The sequence below is a fragment of the Novosphingobium sp. SG751A genome (genome assembly GCF_013149295.1).
Classification (GTDB): Bacteria; Pseudomonadota; Alphaproteobacteria; order Sphingomonadales; family Sphingomonadaceae; genus Novosphingobium.
On sequence record NZ_JABGCB010000002.1, the window covers coordinates 346,765 to 364,008 of the forward strand.

The window sequence follows — 17,244 nt, forward strand, 5'->3', positions numbered from 1 at the left end:
GGCGCGCGCCGTCAAAACCATCAGTTGGCGGCTTTAGGCGGCTTGCTTCGATCCCGCAAGCGGCGCCATCGCGCAAATTTGTGGTGCCTTATATGCTGCGTTTGCGTCTTTTTGGTGGGTTGTTGGCCACGCGCCTTTTGACAAGCGGCGCCTCCTTGCCCTAGGCGCGCATACGCATGCTGGGGAGGCGTGATGCGGCGCGGCCTGTTGCGGGCCGCGCTCTGGCTCCCCGCGATTTAGGAAGGACAAAGGGATCATGGCTTTGCGGCCCTATATCGTCGGCAACTGGAAGATGAACGGCCTGCGCGCCACGCTGTCCGAGGCGCGCGCGATCGACCGCGTGGCGGCCCGCTATCCGGCGGTGGATGTGGGCATCGCCCCGCCTTTCACGCTGGTCCATGCGATGGCCGAGGAAGCCCAGGCGATGGCTGTGGGCGGGCAGGACGTCCATGCCAAGCCCAGCGGTGCCTTTACCGGCGATATTTCGGCCCCGATGCTCGAAGACGCGGGCGCGCGTTTCACCATCGTGGGTCATAGCGAGCGTCGCAGCCTGCATGGCGAGAGCGATGGCGATGTGCAGGCCAAGGCGGTTGCCGCGCGCGCGGCGGGGCTTGGCGTGATCCTGTGCGTGGGCGAAACCGAGGCCGAGCGCGACGCCGGGCAGGCCGAAGCGGTGGTTTCGGGCCAACTGCACGGCTCGCTGCCCAAGGAAGGCGCAGAAGGGCTGGCTGTGGCCTATGAGCCGGTCTGGGCCATCGGCACGGGCCGCGTGCCATCGGTTGAGGATGTGGCCGCGATGCACCGCGCTATCCGTGCCGATCTGGTCGCCATCTATGGCGATGCGGGCAAGGGCGTGCGTATCCTTTACGGCGGCTCGGTCAATGCGGGCAACGCCTCGGAATTGCTGGGCGTGGCCGATGTCGGCGGCGCGCTGGTCGGCGGGGCCAGTCTGACGGCGGAGAGCTTTGCCGCGATCATCAATGCGGCCGCGATGCTGATCGAAGGCTAAAGGTTCGGCGCCCAGTTTGAAGCAAGGGGGAAGCACCCCCTTGCAACTACGCGCTCGCGCGCTTAGATGCGCGCCATTCCATTCATGCGGTGACCTCTCTTGGGGCGGTTACCATGTCGAGAGTCGCGCTTCATGTTCATCTTCCTTATTGTGCTTCAGGCCATTGTCGCGGCCATGCTGGTCGTGGTGATCCTGATTCAGAAGTCGGAAGGCGGCGGGCTGGGCGTTGGCGGCAGCCCCTCGGGCTTTATGTCGGCGCGCGGCGCGGCGGACTTTCTGACGCGCAGCACGGGCGTTCTGGCCGCGATCTTTGTCGGCCTCTCGATTGTGCTCGCGGCTCTGGCCGTGGCCAGCGCGACGAGCCAGAAGGTCGATACCTCGCTTGATCGCAGCGTTTCGGTCCCCGCTGCGGCGCCTGCCGCACCCGTGGCGCCGCTTCCCGCCGATCCGCTGGCCGGCGCGGCCAAGAAGTAATCTGGTGTTTTTGTGTCAGCCACCCTGCCGCACGCGCGGCGGGGTGGCTGACGTTTGGGTATTCCGCGGTCTGCGGCGCGTTTTTTGCGCGTCCATGCACAAGGCTGTGGATTGCTTGCTCGCTGGCGCGCATTGCGCGCTTGGATTGATGGTTCAAAAAAGGTAAGGCGCAATCCCCATGGCGCGGTATATTTTCATCACCGGCGGCGTGGTCTCCTCGCTGGGCAAGGGTCTTATGGCGGCTTCACTGGCCGCTCTGTTGCAGGCGCGTGGCTTCAAGGTCCGCATCCGCAAATTCGACCCCTATCTCAACGTCGACCCCGGCACCATGAGCCCGTATCAGCATGGCGAAGTCTATGTGACCGACGATGGCGCAGAGACCGACCTCGATCTGGGGCATTACGAGCGCTTCACCGGCGTTTCGGCGCGCAAGAGCGATAATATCACCTCGGGCCGCATCTATCAGACGATCATCGCCAAGGAGCGCCGCGGCGACTATCTGGGCGCGACGGTGCAGGTGATCCCGCATGTGACCGATGCGATCAAGGATTTCGCGCAGGCCGACACCGAGGATCTGGATTTCGTGCTGTGCGAAATCGGCGGCACGGTGGGCGACATCGAAGGCCTGCCTTTCATTGAGGCGATCCGTCAGCTCCGCAACGAACTGGGCCGCGAACAGACCTGCTTTGCCCATGTCACGCTGGTGCCTTATATCGCCGCCGCCGGCGAGCTGAAGACCAAGCCGACTCAGCACTCGGTGCGCGAACTGACCTCCTATGGCATCCAGCCCGACGTGCTGCTGTGCCGTTGCGAGCAGGAATTGCCCGAGAACGAGCGCCGCAAGATCGCGCTCTTCTGCAACGTGCGGATGGAAGCGGTGATCCCGGCGCTGGACGCACCCAATATCTATGCCGTACCGTTGCAATATCACGCCGAAGGGCTGGACAATGCGGTGCTGCACCACTTTGGCCTGACCGCGCCCGAGCCCGTGCTGGATCGCTGGCAAGCGCTGACCAAGACCTATGGCAGCCCCGAGGGTGAAGTCACGATCGGCGTGGTCGGCAAATATGTCGTGCTTCAGGACGCGTATAAGTCGCTGAACGAAGCGCTGGTGCATGGCGGCATTGCCAACAAGGTCAAGGTCAACATCAAGTGGATCGACGCCGAAATCTTTGAAAAGGATGAGGAAGAGATCGTCTCGACGCTCGAACCTCTCCACGGCATCCTCGTGCCCGGCGGCTTTGGTGAGCGCGGCACCGAGGGCAAGATCTCGGCCGTCCGCTTTGCCCGCGAACGCAAGGTGCCCTTCTTGGGCATTTGTCTTGGCATGCAGATGGCCTGTATCGAGGGCGCCCGCAATACGGCGGGGATTGCAGACGCTTCCTCGACCGAATTTGGCGAGACCAGCGAGCCGGTCGTGGGCATCATCACCGAATGGATGAGCGAAGAGGGCCTGCAACAGCGCACCGCCGAAACCGATCTTGGCGGGACAATGCGCCTCGGCGCCTATGAGGCCAAGCTGGCGGGCAACAGCCATGTCGCAGCGATCTATGGCAGCGAGACGATCAGCGAACGCCACCGTCACCGATATGAAGTGAACTCGCACTATCGCGAAGCGTTGGAGCAGGGCGGACTGGTGTTCTCCGGCATGTCGCCCGACGGGCTGCTGCCCGAAATCGTCGAGCGGCCGGATCATCCGTGGTTTGTCGGCGTGCAGTTCCACCCTGAGTTGAAGAGCCGCCCGTTTGAGCCGCACCCGCTGTTTGCCGGGTTCATCGGCGCGGCGGTGCGTCAGGCACGGTTGGTTTGAGGGTTTAAGGTTTAAAAGGAGCCTCCGGCGGGCAAAGGGCGAAGGCCCTTTGCAATCCCGTTAATTGGGGGCGGTTGGAAGCCTTGCGTAATTATTATTAAAGCCTGCGGCGCATATCATTGGCGCCGCAGGCTTTAATTTTGAATCGGTGCGTCCACAAACTACGCTGAACCCTTCGCGCCACGAAGACAGTAACGGGAGCACGAGGGTCTAGACCCTCGCATTCATCCTTCTATTCCGCCCTTGTCCAGATCCACGTCCCCGACAGAACCATCACGCCAAAGGGGATCAACACCCAAGGCCACCCCGCCGTAAACGCCGTAATCCCCACCGACACCGCCATCGCTATCAATGCGGCTTTTTTGGCCCGGCGCGGGATCGCCCGCCGTTCACGCCACTGGCGCAAAGGCGGGCCATAGGTGGGGTGATCGAGCAAGCGCTGCTCCCACGCCGGATTGGAGCGGGCAAAGCAGAACAGCGCCAGCAGCAGGAAGGGCACTGTGGGCAACAGCGGCAGAAACGCCCCCACAATGCCAAGACCGACAAAGAACAGGCCGCCCGCTTGATAAAGGTGGCGGCGCATTCCCGATCAGCCCGCCGCGAGCCGCGACGCGTGATCCTTGATCAGTGCGATCATGTTGGGTACGCCTTGGGTGCGATTGCTGGAAAGCTGGTTTTTCAGATCAAAGGGCGCGAGAGCCTCGGCAATGTCCATCGCGGCCACTTCATCGGCAGGCTTGCCTTGGACTGCCGACAGAACCAGCGCGATGATGCCCTTGGTGATTGCCGCGTTCGAATCGGCCAGGAATTGCAGCCGGTCGCCCTGTTCCACCGGATAGACCCAGACGCTGGCCGAACATCCGCGCACCAGTGTGGCGTCGGTTTTCAGCGCGTCGGGCATGGGGTCCAGTTCGCGGCCCAGTTCGATCAACAGGCGGTAACGTTCGTCGGCTTCGAGGAATTCATATTCCTCGGCAATATCGGAAAGGCTGCGCATGGGGATGCGATAGCGCCCAAGGGGCTTACAAATCAACCCCGGCGGCAATCGCTTCCAGCTTGCGGATACGTTCTTTCAGGTCGGCGATCTCGATGCGATGCGTGGCCGAGGGCTGGGCGGGCTGATCGGCCTTGCTCACCAGGTCAAGTTCGCGGTGCTTGAGCGTCAGCCATCCCGACCATCCGCGCAGCAGAGCTATGCTGAGCATGGCGATGGCGGTGAGGGCGGAAACCAGTTCGGGCAGGGTCAGGCTGTCCATGGGGAATGCTCCGATTGATCGGTCGCGGGTTTAACGGTCGCGAGTTTAACGATCGCGTAGGGCTTCGATTTCGGCCGAGAGGCGCTCGGCGCTGCGCCCTTCAAGCGAGGAGGAGGTGGCGATGCGCTCCAGCACGCGGATGCGTTCGCGCAGGGCCTCGACCTCGGCATCTTGGGCACGGGCGGTGGGGCGCGTTTCGCTACAGGAAATCGCGGCCATTTTGCGGCGATGGCGCAGGACGATGGCGGTCAGGATGATGCCGGTCCACATCAGGGGGGCGAGGTTGTGAATGAAATCATGCAACATGGCTTCAAACCCTTTTAACGGCCCCTCTTATCGACGGAGCGATTCGATTTCATCGGCCAGATCGCGGGCCTTGCGGTCCTCGGTGGCGATGCGTTCGAGCACCTTGATGCGTTCGCGCAGTTCCTCGACCTCGCGGTTCAGGCGCTGGTTCTGGATCTCGGTTTCGGCATTGTCGGCGTGTTCGATGATGGTCTGCTTGCCCTTGTCATCGATGGTCACGCGGCGCGCGCGGCCAGACCGGCTGTAAAGGCCCGCCTGAAAAACCTTGGCGACCGAGGTGACGATGACAATAAGAACAATGGCTTCCCAGAAGTTCATGGCAGTCGCTCCGAAGAGAGATCAGTTGAGCGGATCGCGGCGATAGTCTTTGGCGTGGTCTTCAACGCTGCGCGTATCGCGTAATGCTTCGATTTGCGCCGCAATGTCATAGCCCTTGTCGGTGACGATGCGTTCCAGCACGCGGACCCTTTCCTCCAACTCGCGCGTTTTGGTGACATATTGGGCGGCGCGTTCGGCGGTATCGTCGGCGGTGGCGCGGATCTGCATTTCGGCGATGCGCGTTTTGTGCTTGGTCCAGATCGCCACGATCGGGATCGACAGCGCGACAATCGGGATCAGGGCGCCAATAGTGCCAGCGGACATGAAATTTCCCCCTTATACTGCGAGTTTAGCGCAGCTTTTCGATTTCTTCGGACAGGCGCGGGTTGGAGGAGACATAGTAGTCCTCCACGGCGGCCAGGCGGCGGTCCAGATCGCGAAATTTGGCGCGGACCTCGCGAGTGGTGCGGCCCGGCGACTGGCGCACGCCTTGCCAGAAACGCTGCTCCTCGCGGTCGGTATAAAGCGCACGCGGCTTGTCGGGCGCCAGAAAACCGATGCCGAAATAGATCACCCAGGCGGTGCCCCCGCTCATCGAGAGCAGGACCAGCGTGGCGATCCGCACCCAAAGGACATCAATTCCGGTGTAATCGGCAATCCCGGCGCAAACGCCCATGAACTTGCCATTGGCCTTGTCACGGTAAAAACGGGTGTGGATCGGGTTCATCGAAAGCTCCTGTCGGAAGAGCGGGCGCGCATACGTTCTATTTCGCGCAGCGGCTGGTTGTCGATTTCGCGGTTGGGCAGCGGGGCGGCGGGGTGGAATTCGGGGTGTTCGGAAGCGACGAGGCGCTCGACCGTATCCATCCTTTCATCCAGCCGCCGGGCCAGTTGATAGAGTTCCTCCAGCAGCGCCTCGTCATCCGATGTCAGCGTGGCGGAGGTTTTCCATTTGGTGACATAATGCAGGATGACCCAAGGCAGGCCAATGAAGAGCGCGCAAATGGCCACCACAGGCACGATATCCATGACCTTAGCCTTCCTTCTTGAGTGCGCGCTTCATCGCTTCCAATTCCTCGTCCACCTTGTCGCCGGAGGCGAGGGCGGCGATTTCGTCGGCCAGCGTCGGCTTGGCGGCTTCGGCAAGGCCCAGCGCATCGGCGCGGCCTTCGGCATAATCGACGCGGCGCTCCAGCGCGTCGAAGCGCGCCATCGCCTCATCCACCCGCTCGCTGGCCAGCAGCGTGCGCAGCTTCACACGGTTTTCCGCGCTTTCCAGACGGGCGGCAATTGCGGTCTGGCGGCTGCGGGCCTCGCGCAGACGGGTTTGCAGCTTTTCAATATCGGCTTCAAAGGCGCGCAAGGAATCGTCCAGCACGGCGACCTCGGACATCAACTGATCGGCCATGTCAGACGCCTTGCGCTTTTCCACCAGCGCGGCGCGGGCCAAATCCTCGCGGTCCTTGGACAGGGCGAGCTGCGCCTTGTCGCCCCAGTCGGCCTGAAGCCGGTCGAGCTTGGCGATATGGCGGCGCATCTCCTTCTGGTCGGCAATGGTGCGGGCGGCCGATGCGCGCACTTCGACCAGCGTTTCCTCCATTTCGAGGATGATCATGCGGATCATCTTGGAAGGATCCTCGGCCTTTTCCAGAAGATCGGAGAAATTGGCGGCGATAATGTCGCGGGTGCGGCTAAAAATGCCCATGCGGCTTGCTCCCGAAGATGGATTGGATTGCAGTTTCTCGATTTCACGTTCTAGCCTGTTGTGACCTCGCGAGAAATCCTGAAGCGAAAAAAACCGGGCCGGAGGGATGGGTTTGGGATCATGCAGGGGCGTTGCGCGATCATCACCCGACGGACGGGCGAACTGACCCTCCGGCCCGTCTTTCGCCAAACCCATGGAAATGCGCATCGAGTGTGTCGGCGATGCGCCCGCCATGCCGGGGGTGTCGGCATGAAGGATGGGGTCGAGAGGCGAAAGTTTGTTCATGGCGGTTGTATCGCAAAGCCCGTGCCAATTTGCGTGAGTGGCGGAAATTGGCGGTTTTTCGGCGGGTTACGCTTGACGGAATTTGCAGGTTTTGCCAAACTTCGGGAAATTTCACCAAGGATAGGCAATTCATGGCCTTGTCTCCCCACCATGCCCCGCGCGACACGCAATTCATCGGCCAGTCGGGCGCTTTCCTCGATGCGGTCGAGCGCGCCAGTCGCGCCGCGCCCCTGCGCCGCCCGGTGCTGGTGATCGGCGAGCGGGGGACGGGCAAGGAACTGATCGCCGAGCGCCTGCACCGCCTGTCCTCGCGCTGGGACGAGCCTTTGGTGACGCTGAACTGCGCGGCCATGCCAGAAACGTTGATCGAGGCGGAATTGTTCGGGCATGAGGCCGGGGCCTTTACCGGAGCTACGCGGGCGCGGGCGGGGCGATTTGAAGAGGCGGATCGCGGAACGCTGTTCCTTGATGAACTGGGTACCTTGAGCATGGGCGCACAGGAGCGCCTGCTGCGCGCGGTGGAATATGGCGAGGTGACGCGGATCGGCGCCTCTCGCCCGCTGCGGGTGGATGTGCGGATCGTGGCGGCCACGAATGAGGATTTGCCCCGCATGGCGCGCGAGGGGCGGTTTCGCGCCGACCTGCTCGACCGTTTAAGCTTCGAGGTCATCACCCTGCCGCCCCTGCGCGCGCGGGAGGGTGACATTGCGGTGCTGGCCGAATATTTCGGGCGGCGCATGGCCAGCGAGATGGGGTGGGAGCGCTGGCCGGGGGTCAGCGGGGCGGCGGCGGCGGCGCTGGAAAAATATCACTGGCCGGGCAATGTGCGCGAGCTGCGCAATGTGATCGAACGGGCCGTTTATCGCAGCGACAACCCGGAAATGCCGATTGGCGAGATCACCTTCGACCCCTTTGATTCGCCGTGGAAGCCGACGCAATCGCTGCGCGCCGCCGATAATGAGGCTGCGCCCGCGCCGGTGATGGCCGGCGATCTGGCTGGGGTGTCGGATCTGCGCGGGGCTGTCGATGCCCATGAAAAGGCGATTGTCGAGGCGGCCCTTGCCCGCCACCGCTATAACCAGCGCCAGACCGCCAAGGCGCTGGGCCTGACCTATGACCAGTTGCGCCACACAATGCGGAAACATCATCTGCTTTGACTTGGTTGTATCGGGGGCTAAGTTGCGCGCAAATTTGAGAAAGGCGCGCGCATGGGCAAGGTGATCGCGGTTTACAGCATGAAGGGCGGGGTGGGAAAATCCTCGCTCGCGGTCAATCTGGCGCATGGCTTTGCGGTGTCGGGCAAAAGGACGCTGATCTGGGATATTGACGCCCAGGGGGCGGTGGCTTTCCTGCTGGGGCAATCGGGCGCAGCGGCCAAGGCGAAGAAGATATTCGCCCGCGATGCCGATCCTGCCGATGCGATTGTGCCGACCAACTGGCCCGAACTGGATCTGATCGCGGCGGATCTGTCGCTGCGCCATCTGGAAAGCGATCTGGCCGATGATAAACCCAAGCGGCTCAAGAAGCTGCTGGAGAGCCTGTCGCCCGATTATGACCGGATCGTGGTGGATTGCCCGCCGGGGCTGGGCGGGATTTCGGATCAGATTTTCCGCGCCGCCGATCTGCTGGTGGTGCCTTTGCTGCCCGCGCCCTTGGCGATGCGGACTTTAGAGCAGGTGAGGGAGCATCTGGAGGCTGAGCGCGGCGGCAAGGCGCCGGGGATTCTGCCGGTGCTGTCCATGGTGGACCGGCGTAAGGCGATGCACCGCGAGATCGTCGAGGCTCACCCCGACTGGCCCGCTATTCCCCATGCCAGCGTGATCGAGCAGATGGGGTTGAAGCAGGCGCCTCTGGCCGAATTTGCGGGCAAGAGCGCGGCCATGCTGGCGGTGGACAATGTGTTGGCGCGGGTGGAGTTGATGCTGGGCAGCGGGGTTTGGCTGACGCAGGCGACGGATGAGGGATGGGTGAAGGGGTAATTGCCGACCACCCTCTTGCATTCCATGCGAAACAGGCGTAATGGCGCGATCAATCCCGACATTGTGAAGCAAAGCGGGGCTGGCGCCGGAAGGGGCCGGCGCGAAACTGCTTTGCTGGCTTGTTGCTTATTTTGGCGCCCATTACAGGAACTTACATGGCCAATATCGCGCGTATTACCGAGATTGTCGAACCAGAGGTGAAGGCCTTGGGCTTGGATCTTGTGCGCGTGATTCTGTTTGGCAAATCCGATGTGGGCGATGAAGAGCACACGTTGCAGATCATGGCCGAGCGTCCCGAAACCGGGCAATTGGTGATCGGTGATTGCGTCGCGCTCTCGCACCGCATTTCGGACAAAATCGACGCGCTGGAAGAAGCGGGTGAGACGCTGATCGAGGAGGCCTATCGCCTTGAGGTCAGCTCACCCGGTATCGACCGTCCGCTGACCCGGCTCAAGGATTTCACGACGTGGATCGGCCATGAGGCCAAGGTCAATCTGACTATCCCCGTCGATGGCAACCGCAAGAGCGTGGTGGGCAATCTTGTCTCGGTCGAGGGTGAGGTGATCGCGCTGGAGGACAAGAAGTCGGGCCGCGTGACTTTCCCCTTTGCCGATATTCATTCCGCCAAGCTGGTGTTGACTGATCGCTTGCTGGCCGCAACCAAACCCATTGATCTCGGTGAAGATTTCGACGAGATCGACGAAGAAACCGAAACGCAGGAAGACTGATTATGGCCAGTGCGATTTCCGCCAACCGCGCCGAACTGCTCGCGATTGCGACAGCTGTTGCCACCGAGAAGATGATCGATAAGGCGATCGTCATCGAGGCAATGGAAGAGGCGATCCAGAAGTCGGCCCGCAACCGCTATGGCGCCGAAAACGACATTCGCGCCAAGCTGGACCCGCGCACCGGCGATCTGCGCCTGTGGCGCGTGGTCGAAGTGGTCGAGCATGTCGATGACTACTTCAAGCAGGTGGACCTGAAGGCGGCGGAAAAGCTGCAGAAGGACGCTAAGATCGGTGACTTTATCGTCGATCCGCTGCCCCCGGTGGATCTGGGGCGCATTGACGCGCAGAGTGCCAAGCAGGTCATCTTTCAGAAGGTGCGCGATGCCGAGCGCGACCGCCAGTATGCCGAGTTCAAGGACCGCGCCGGCGAAATCGTCACGGGCGTGATCAAGTCGGTCGAATTCGGCCATGTGATCGTCAACCTTGGCCGCGCCGAAGGTGTGATCCGCCGCGATCAGCAGATCCCGCGCGAAACCGCCCGCGTGGGCGAGCGCGTGCGTGCGCTGATTCTCAAGGTCGAGCGTCAGAACCGTGGCCCGCAGATCTTCCTGAGCCGCGCGCATCCTGATTTCATGAAGCGTCTGTTCGCGCAGGAAGTGCCTGAAATCTACGACAACATTATCGAGATCAAGGCCGCCGCCCGCGATCCGGGATCGCGCGCCAAGATCGGCGTGATCAGCCGTGACAGCAGCATCGACCCGGTCGGCGCCTGCGTCGGCATGAAGGGTAGCCGCGTGCAGGCCGTCGTGCAGGAAATGCAGGGCGAAAAGATCGACATCATCCCCTGGAGCGAAGACACCGCGACTTTCGTGGTCAACGCTCTCCAGCCCGCGACTGTATCGCGCGTGGTGATCGACGAGGAAGAAGGCCGTATCGAGGTCGTGGTTCCCGACGATCAGCTCTCGCTGGCCATCGGTCGCCGTGGTCAGAACGTGCGTCTGGCCAGCCAGTTGACCGGTCGCCAGATCGACATCATGACCGAGGCCGAGGCGAGCGAAAAGCGCCAGAAGGAATTCGCCGAAAAGTCCAAGCTGTTCGAAGAAGAGCTGGATGTCGATGAAACCCTCTCGCAGCTGCTGGTGGCCGAAGGCTTCAGCGAGCTGGAAGAAGTCGCCTATATCGAGATCGCCGAACTGGCGCAGATCGAAGGTTTCGATGAAGAGCTGGCCGAAGAACTTCAGAACCGCGCTCAGGAAGCGCTCGACCGCCGCGAGGAGGCCGCCCGTCAGGAACGCCGCGCACTGGGCGTCGAGGATGCGCTGGCCGAACTGCCGCATCTCAACGAAACCATGCTGGTGACGCTGGGTAAGGCGGGGATCAAGACGCTCGACGATCTGGCCGATCTGGCCACCGACGAGCTGATCGCCAAGAAGCGCACCAATGACCAGCGCCGCCGCAATGAAAAGCGCGACCGCGATGACAAGCGCGACGAAAAGCGTGAAGAAGTCAGCCGTGGCGGCGTTCTGGGCGAATATGGCCTGAGCGAAGAACAGGGCAATGAGATCATCATGGCCGCCCGCGCCCACTGGTTCACCGATGAACCCGAAGCCGGTGCGCCGGAAGTTGACGGGGGAGCCGCCGATGCGGATTCCTCGCAATGAGCGCGTAAGCTCCGACATTGCTGATGCCGGGCCGGAAAGGAAATGCATCCTTTCCGGCGAGGTGGCCCCGCGCGATGCGCTGATCCGTCTGGCGATTTCGCCGGACGGGCCTGATGGGGTCGCCTTTGTTGCGCCTGATGCTCTGGCCAAGGCGCCGGGGCGCGGGGCGTGGATTGGCGTGAGCAAGGATGAACTGGCGCAGGCCATGGCCAAGGGGCGTCTGAAGGGCGCTCTGGCGCGGGCCTACAAGGGCGCCAAGATTGCCATTCCTGATGATTTGCCGGAAAAGATCGAGGCTGCGCTGACACGGGCCTTTACCGACCGGCTGGGTCTGGAAATGCGCAGCGGGCGCCTGCTGGTCGGTTCCGACCGCATCGCTGAAAACGCGCGCATGGGGCGGGTCGTATGGCTGGCCCATGCAGCGGATGCGGGCGATGATGGCAATCGCAAGCTGGACCAGGCCTGGCGCGTGGGCAGGGAAACTGAGGGTAGCGGTGAAAAGGGTGATACCTTGCCACTGGACCGGGCGACCCTGTCTGTGGCATTGGGCCGCGACAATGTCGTGCATCTGGCGTTGACCGACCGGGCATCGGCCGAAAGGCTGGCCCCCTTGCTCGCGCGCCTGAATCACTATCTTGCCAAAGATAATCAAGGCTTTGGTGGCGATGCCGCCGAACCGGACGCACATCATGATGACGCTGACGACTGCGAGTCGCCGGCTGAGACGAATTGAGACTGAAGGGCTGTTTGAACCGATGACCGATAGCAATGACAAACCGACACTGGGCCGCAAGCCGCTGGGGCTGAAGCGCTCGGTGGAAGCGGGCGAAGTCAAGCAGACCTTCAGCCACGGCCGCACCAACAAGGTGGTGGTTGAAGTGAAGCGCCGTAAGGTGATCCCGGGCAAGCCGGGCGAGGGTGGTCAGGGCGTCGAAGCGCCTGCTGCCGCGCCTGCCCCTGCGCCCGCGGCTCAGCCGGTGCGCCCGCCGCTGCCGCCCGTGCGCCCCGCGCCCGTGGCCGCAAGCCGCGAAACGCGTCAGGAAATGCAGGCCCGCCTGCTGCGTGAGGCCGAAGAGGCCCGTCTGGCCGCCAGTGAAGCCGCAACCCGCCGCGAGCAGGAAGAAAAGGCTCGTCAGCTCGAGGAAGAGCGCCGCCGCGCCGAGGAAAATCGCCGCGCAGCGGAGGCCGCCGCTGCGCCTGCGCCGGTGGTAGAGGAAGCGCCCAAGGTGGAGGAAGCGCCTGCTCCTGCGCCGGTGGTTGAGGCTGCTCCTGCGCCCGCTCCTGCAGCTCCGGTTCAGGTCGAGGCTCCCAAGGCCGTTCCGGTCGAGGAAAAGCCCGCTGCGCCTGCGCCGCGCCGCTTCACGCCTGTGCAGTCGCCCGCGCCTGCGCCGCGTCGCCCCGAGGCGGCGGCTCCTGCGCCCAGCAAGAAGCCTGCGCCCAGCCGCGGGAAGGCTGCCGACGAACGCCGTGGCGGCAAGCTGACCGTCAATCGCGCTCTGAACGAGGACGAAGGCGCCCGCGCCCGTTCGCTGGCCGCTCTCAAGCGCGCCCGCGAGAAGGAACGCCGCGCTCACTTCGGCGGTCAATATCAGCAGCGTGAAAAGCAGGTGCGCGATGTGATCGTGCCCGAGGCGATCACGGTGCAGGAACTGGCCAACCGTATGGCTGAAAAGGCCGCCGATCTGGTCAAGTCGCTGTTCAAGATGGGCATGGTGGTGACGCTCAATCACACCATCGATCAGGATACGGCCGAACTGCTGGTCGAGGAATTCGGCCACAACATCCAGCGCGTGTCGGAAAGCGATGTCGATATCGACACGACCGTTGACGTGGACGCCGATGAGACGCTCAAGACCCGTCCGCCGGTCGTTGCGATCATGGGCCACGTTGACCATGGCAAGACCTCGCTGCTCGACGCGCTGCGCGGCACGGACGTGGTGCGCGGCGAAGCGGGCGGTATTACGCAGCACATCGGCGCCTATCAGATCAAGACCAAGGGCGGCGATCTGGTGACGTTCCTCGATACGCCGGGCCACGAGGCTTTCACCGAAATGCGTATGCGCGGTGCCAATGTCACCGATATCGTTATTCTGGTGGTGGCCGGTGATGACGGGCTGATGCCGCAGACGATCGAGGCGATCAACCACACCAAGGCGGCCGGCGTGCCGATGATCGTGGCGATCACCAAGAGCGACAAGCCCGAATTCAACCCGCAGAAGATCCGCGAACGCCTGCTTGAACATGAAATCATCGTCGAGCAGATGTCGGGTGAAGTTCAGGACGTGGAAGTCTCGGCCAAGACCGGCGCGGGCCTTCAGGACCTGATCGACAAGATCCTGCTGCAGGCCGAACTGATGGAGCTGAAGTCGAACCCGGATCGCGCCGCCGAGGCCACCGTGATCGAAGCCAAGCTCGACAAGGGCAAGGGGCCTCTGGCCACCGTCCTCATCAATCGCGGTACGCTCAAGGTTGGCGACATCTTCGTGGTCGGCACCCAGTCGGGCCGCGTGCGCGCCATGCTCGACGACAAGGGGCGTCAGGTGAAGCAGGCTCCGCCCTCGCTGCCGGTTGAGGTTCTGGGCCTTGGCGGCGTGCCGATGGCCGGTGATACGCTGACCGTGGTGGAAAGCGAAGCGCGTGCCCGCGAAGTGGCGGCCTTCCGTCAGGAGCAGGCCACAACCAAGCGCACGACTTCCGCTCCGGCAAGTCTGGAAAACATGTTCTCGGCTTTGGCCGCCAAGCAGTCGGTGATCGAATATCCGATTCTGGTGAAGGCTGACGTGCAGGGTTCGGTCGAAGCTATCGTCAATGCGCTCAACCGCCTGTCGAATGACGAGATCAAGCTGAAGGTTCTGGCTTCGGGCGTGGGTGCGATCACAGAAAGCGACGTCAATCTTGCGGCGGCTTCGGGCGCCCCGATCGTAGGCTTCAACGTCCGTCCCAATGCCAAGGCGCGCGAGATCATCGAACGCTTCAAGGTGCGGATGAAGTATTTCGACGTGATCTATCACCTGACCGACGATGTCGCCAAGGAAATGGCGGGCGTCTGGGGACCGGAGCGGATCGAAACCGTGGTGGGCCGCGCCGAGGTCAAGGAAGTGTTCCCCGCGGGCAAGCACAACAAGGCCGCCGGTCTGCTGGTCGTCGAGGGCTACATCAAGAAGGGCCTCCACACCCGTCTTACCCGCAACGACGTCATCGTTTCCAAGACCACTGTGGCCTCGCTGCGCCGGTTCAAGGACGATGTGGCCGAGGTTCGCGCAGGTCTCGAATGCGGCGTGGTGCTCGAGGCGACCAACGATGTGAAGGCGGGCGATATGCTCGAAGTCTTCGAAGTCGAAATGCGCGAGCGCACGCTCTGATCCTTTAACGGATCGACGTAAAAAGGGCGGCTTCCCGGATCGGGGAGCCGCCCTTTTTTGCGTCTGAAGGTCCGTTCGGCCGGTGGGAAAGGGGGCAGGGGAGAGCCCTGTCATGTTTCCATCATTTGGCCGAAACGGGGCCTCAGGTGAGGGCGGCGCGATGCACCGCCCAAAAGATTTAACGAATGGCGCCCGCAATCACGCTCGCCACGATGCCGGTGGTGATGGCGACCAGCACGGCGTCATTGCCGCTGCGCACCCAGTGATAGCCGCGCGGGGGCGGACCGAGGCGGCGGTAACGGTGATAATCGACCACAGCGTAATTGGGCGCGCGGCCACGGTCGAAACGCTCGCCCTTGCGGAACTGGACGAATTGGCCGCCGGGGCCGCGACCTTGCGGGCCTTGGGCAAAACCGCGATCGGGACCATGGTTCTGCGGGCCGCGATAGTCGTGGTTGCCGGGGCCGCCACGATTGTCCTGACCGCCACGGTTATCGGGACCACGATGATCGGCGCCACGATGATCGCCTGGGCCATCATGGCCGCCCGGCTGCGCCAGAGCAGGGGCGGCAGGGGCCAGCAGAGCGGCGGCCAGCAGCAGCGCGAGGGGTTTCTTCATGGTAATTCTCCTGTAGGAAGAGATGAATTCTTCAATATGCTGTTCTTACAATTACCTGATGGGCTCGAACATGAACGGCGGCGCTCATTCTTGTGTTAAATTGTCGCATCGCCCCAAACGGCGCCGCAAACGAAACGGCTCGCCTTGATCGATCAAGGCGAGCCGCAGTTGGTGACGTACAGGGGAGATTTTAGCGGATCGCGCCGACGATCACGCTGGCGACGATGCCGCTGGTGATGCCGATAAGCAGCGCATCATTGCCGCTGCGGACCCAGCGATAGCCGCGCGGCGGCGGACGCAGGCGGTGCCAGCGGCGGTAATCGTTGATGACGACATAATTGGGCGCGCGTTCGGCATAAAAGCGCTCGCCGCGACGGAACTGGCGCCAACCGGGCTGGGGCGCCCAACCGGGGCCGCCGCCGTGCCATTCGGGCCCGCGACCGCCATGGCGGCCATGGTCCCAGTGGCCGCGCCCGCCGCGGCCATGATCGGGATCGGCCGAGGCCGCCGTCGGGGCAAGAATCAGCGCGCAAAGGGCCAGACTGATAATTTTACGCATGCATTCCTCCTTGGAGGCGTTGAATTGTCGGGGCGAGACCCGATTTCAACACCGCTCATGGTATAAGAAGTCATTGCCAAGCGATGCGTTCCATGGGCAAAGCGAATTTACGACAGGCCGGTGCGATCCGGCGACAGAATTGATGAGACATTATGGCACGCCACCAAACTTCCACTCCCGAAAACCGCTCGGTCCGCCTGCTCAAGGTGGGCGAGCAGGTGCGGCACGTGATTTCCGATATGTTGTCGCGCCAGATGGTGCATGACGACACCCTGACCGCCCATTCGGTCAGCGTGACTGAGGTCCGCATGAGCCCGGATCTGCGCCACGCCACGGTTTTTGTGAAACCCCTGCTGGGGGTGGACGAGGAGATCGTGCTCAAGGCTTTGCGCACGCATACCGCCTTTTTCCAGAAGGAAGTCGCGGGCAAGCTGAAGCTGAAATATGCGGCCAAGATCAAGTTCCTGCCCGATGAGAGCTTTGACGAGGCAAGCCGGATCGACGCGTTGCTGGCCGATCCGCGCGTGCTGCGCGATATTGGCGAGCATGAGGATGGCGAACAAAAGGGCGGCGAGTAAGCCAGTCTGATGGCCAAGCTCTATTTCTACTATGCCAGCATGAACGCGGGCAAATCGACCACGCTGCTTCAGGCCGATTTCAACTATCGCGAGCGGGGCATGGCCACGATGCTGTGGACGGCGGCGCTGGACCATCGCGGGGGCGATCATGCGATCGAGAGCCGGATCGGGCTGGCGGCGGATGCGCATCGTTTTGGCGCGGATACCGATATTCACGGCGCGGTGATGGCCGCGCACGAGGCCGCGCCTCTGTCCTGCGTGCTGATCGACGAGGCGCAGTTCCTCTCCGCCGAGCAGGTGTGGCAGGCCGCGCGCGTTGCAGATGAGGGCGGGATCCCGGTCCTGTGCTATGGCCTGCGCACCGATTTTCAGGGCGAATTGTTCCCCGGATCGGCGGCTTTGCTGGGCATTGCCGATGCGTTGGTGGAATTGAAGGCGGTGTGTCATTGCGGGCGCAAGGCGACGATGAACCTGCGCGTGGATGCGGCGGGCCAAGCGGTGATCGAGGGCGCGCAGACCGAGATAGGCGGCAATGATCGCTATGTCGCCCTGTGCCGCCGGCATTTCTCGCAGGCGCGGGGCGCGCAGTGATGGA

At 62.9% G+C, this 17,244-nt stretch carries 22 protein-coding genes; 11 read left to right on the plus strand and 11 right to left on the minus strand.

Annotated elements, in window-relative coordinates; all coding sequences use genetic code 11:
* Window positions 1–256: 256 nt before the first annotated feature.
* The 3 genes from tpiA (at window position 257) to FHW96_RS03960 (ending at window position 3,293) form a co-directional block, all read left to right on the plus strand.
* Entirely contained in the window at window positions 257–1,009 is a 753-nt protein-coding gene (gene tpiA / locus FHW96_RS03950; protein ID WP_172339244.1) for a triose-phosphate isomerase, read from the plus strand.
* Between the two features lie 132 nt (window positions 1,010–1,141).
* Window positions 1,142–1,483, plus strand: coding sequence for a preprotein translocase subunit SecG (secG, locus tag FHW96_RS03955; protein ID WP_172339245.1), 342 nt, complete (start codon window positions 1,142–1,144; stop codon window positions 1,481–1,483).
* Window positions 1,484–1,661: 178 nt separating this feature from the next.
* Window positions 1,662–3,293 (plus strand): CTP synthase, encoded by a 1,632-nt coding sequence (locus tag FHW96_RS03960; RefSeq protein WP_172339246.1) that lies wholly within the window; start codon window positions 1,662–1,664, stop codon window positions 3,291–3,293.
* A 232-nt stretch (window positions 3,294–3,525) separates the two neighbouring features.
* Here FHW96_RS03960 and FHW96_RS03965 read toward each other — a convergent pair whose 3' ends face one another.
* From FHW96_RS03965 to pspA, 9 genes are read right to left on the minus strand one after another with little or no spacing between them, the layout of a single operon-like run.
* Window positions 3,526–3,876: a YbaN family protein gene (locus FHW96_RS03965; RefSeq protein ID WP_172339247.1), complete on the minus strand. Its 351-nt coding sequence runs from the start codon at window positions 3,874–3,876 to the stop codon at window positions 3,526–3,528.
* Between the two features lie 6 nt (window positions 3,877–3,882).
* A complete protein-coding gene (locus FHW96_RS03970; RefSeq protein WP_172339248.1) occupies window positions 3,883–4,290 on the minus strand; it encodes a SufE family protein in 408 nt (135 codons plus the stop codon).
* Between the two features lie 25 nt (window positions 4,291–4,315).
* Window positions 4,316–4,549 carry a hypothetical protein gene (locus FHW96_RS03975; RefSeq protein WP_168602425.1) on the minus strand — a complete coding sequence of 78 codons (234 nt, stop codon included), beginning with the start codon at window positions 4,547–4,549 and terminating at the stop codon, window positions 4,316–4,318.
* A gap of 45 nt (window positions 4,550–4,594) precedes the next feature.
* Complete coding sequence (locus FHW96_RS03980; RefSeq protein WP_172339249.1) at window positions 4,595–4,855, minus strand: hypothetical protein; 261 nt, start codon at window positions 4,853–4,855, stop codon at window positions 4,595–4,597.
* Window positions 4,856–4,882: 27 nt separating this feature from the next.
* A complete protein-coding gene (locus tag FHW96_RS03985) occupies window positions 4,883–5,173 on the minus strand; it encodes a hypothetical protein (protein WP_172339250.1) in 291 nt (96 codons plus the stop codon).
* Window positions 5,174–5,194: 21 nt separating this feature from the next.
* On the minus strand, window positions 5,195–5,497 hold the full coding sequence (locus FHW96_RS03990; RefSeq protein WP_172339251.1) for a hypothetical protein: 303 nt from the start codon (window positions 5,495–5,497) through the stop codon (window positions 5,195–5,197).
* 25 nt (window positions 5,498–5,522) lie between these two features.
* The gene (pspC, locus tag FHW96_RS03995) at window positions 5,523–5,900 is read right to left on the minus strand and encodes an envelope stress response membrane protein PspC (protein ID WP_168602428.1); all 378 of its coding nucleotides are present in this window, start codon (window positions 5,898–5,900) and stop codon (window positions 5,523–5,525) included.
* Window positions 5,897–6,202 carry an envelope stress response membrane protein PspB gene (pspB, locus tag FHW96_RS04000; protein ID WP_172339252.1) on the minus strand — a complete coding sequence of 102 codons (306 nt, stop codon included), beginning with the start codon at window positions 6,200–6,202 and terminating at the stop codon, window positions 5,897–5,899. The genes pspC and pspB overlap by 4 nt, the downstream gene beginning before the upstream one ends.
* Before the next feature lie 4 nt (window positions 6,203–6,206).
* Window positions 6,207–7,085: a phage shock protein PspA gene (pspA, locus tag FHW96_RS04005; RefSeq protein WP_371815627.1), complete on the minus strand. Its 879-nt coding sequence runs from the start codon at window positions 7,083–7,085 to the stop codon at window positions 6,207–6,209.
* Window positions 7,086–7,294: 209 nt separating this feature from the next.
* Here pspA and pspF point away from each other — a divergent pair, with 209 nt between their 5' ends.
* The 6 genes from pspF (at window position 7,295) to infB (ending at window position 14,893) form a co-directional block, all read left to right on the plus strand.
* Window positions 7,295–8,320, plus strand: coding sequence for a phage shock protein operon transcriptional activator (gene pspF, locus FHW96_RS04010; RefSeq protein ID WP_172339253.1), 1,026 nt, complete (start codon window positions 7,295–7,297; stop codon window positions 8,318–8,320).
* A 51-nt stretch (window positions 8,321–8,371) separates the two neighbouring features.
* On the plus strand, window positions 8,372–9,142 hold the full coding sequence (locus FHW96_RS04015; RefSeq protein ID WP_172339254.1) for a ParA family protein: 771 nt from the start codon (window positions 8,372–8,374) through the stop codon (window positions 9,140–9,142).
* A 155-nt stretch (window positions 9,143–9,297) separates the two neighbouring features.
* Window positions 9,298–9,870, plus strand: coding sequence for a ribosome maturation protein RimP (gene rimP, locus FHW96_RS04020; protein ID WP_172339255.1), 573 nt, complete (start codon window positions 9,298–9,300; stop codon window positions 9,868–9,870).
* Window positions 9,871–9,872: 2 nt separating this feature from the next.
* Entirely contained in the window at window positions 9,873–11,531 is a 1,659-nt protein-coding gene (nusA, locus tag FHW96_RS04025; RefSeq protein ID WP_172339256.1) for a transcription termination factor NusA, read from the plus strand.
* A complete protein-coding gene (locus FHW96_RS04030) occupies window positions 11,512–12,264 on the plus strand; it encodes a DUF448 domain-containing protein (RefSeq protein ID WP_172339257.1) in 753 nt (250 codons plus the stop codon). Before nusA ends, FHW96_RS04030 begins: the two co-directional genes overlap by 20 nt.
* A 22-nt stretch (window positions 12,265–12,286) precedes the next feature.
* Entirely contained in the window at window positions 12,287–14,893 is a 2,607-nt protein-coding gene (gene infB / locus FHW96_RS04035) for a translation initiation factor IF-2 (protein ID WP_172339258.1), read from the plus strand.
* Between the two features lie 178 nt (window positions 14,894–15,071).
* On the opposite strand, the gene FHW96_RS04040 is transcribed toward infB, so the two are convergent.
* A complete protein-coding gene (locus tag FHW96_RS04040) occupies window positions 15,072–15,512 on the minus strand; it encodes an RcnB family protein (RefSeq protein WP_172339259.1) in 441 nt (146 codons plus the stop codon).
* 190 nt (window positions 15,513–15,702) lie between these two features.
* Window positions 15,703–16,071, minus strand: coding sequence for an RcnB family protein (locus FHW96_RS04045; protein ID WP_172339260.1), 369 nt, complete (start codon window positions 16,069–16,071; stop codon window positions 15,703–15,705).
* A gap of 152 nt (window positions 16,072–16,223) precedes the next feature.
* Here FHW96_RS04045 and rbfA point away from each other — a divergent pair, with 152 nt between their 5' ends.
* Window positions 16,224–16,649, plus strand: a complete 426-nt coding sequence (gene rbfA / locus FHW96_RS04050; protein WP_172339261.1) for a 30S ribosome-binding factor RbfA — start codon at window positions 16,224–16,226, stop codon at window positions 16,647–16,649.
* A gap of 9 nt (window positions 16,650–16,658) precedes the next feature.
* Window positions 16,659–17,240 carry a thymidine kinase gene (locus FHW96_RS04055; protein WP_172339262.1) on the plus strand — a complete coding sequence of 194 codons (582 nt, stop codon included), beginning with the start codon at window positions 16,659–16,661 and terminating at the stop codon, window positions 17,238–17,240.
* Window positions 17,241–17,244 lie beyond the last annotated feature (4 nt).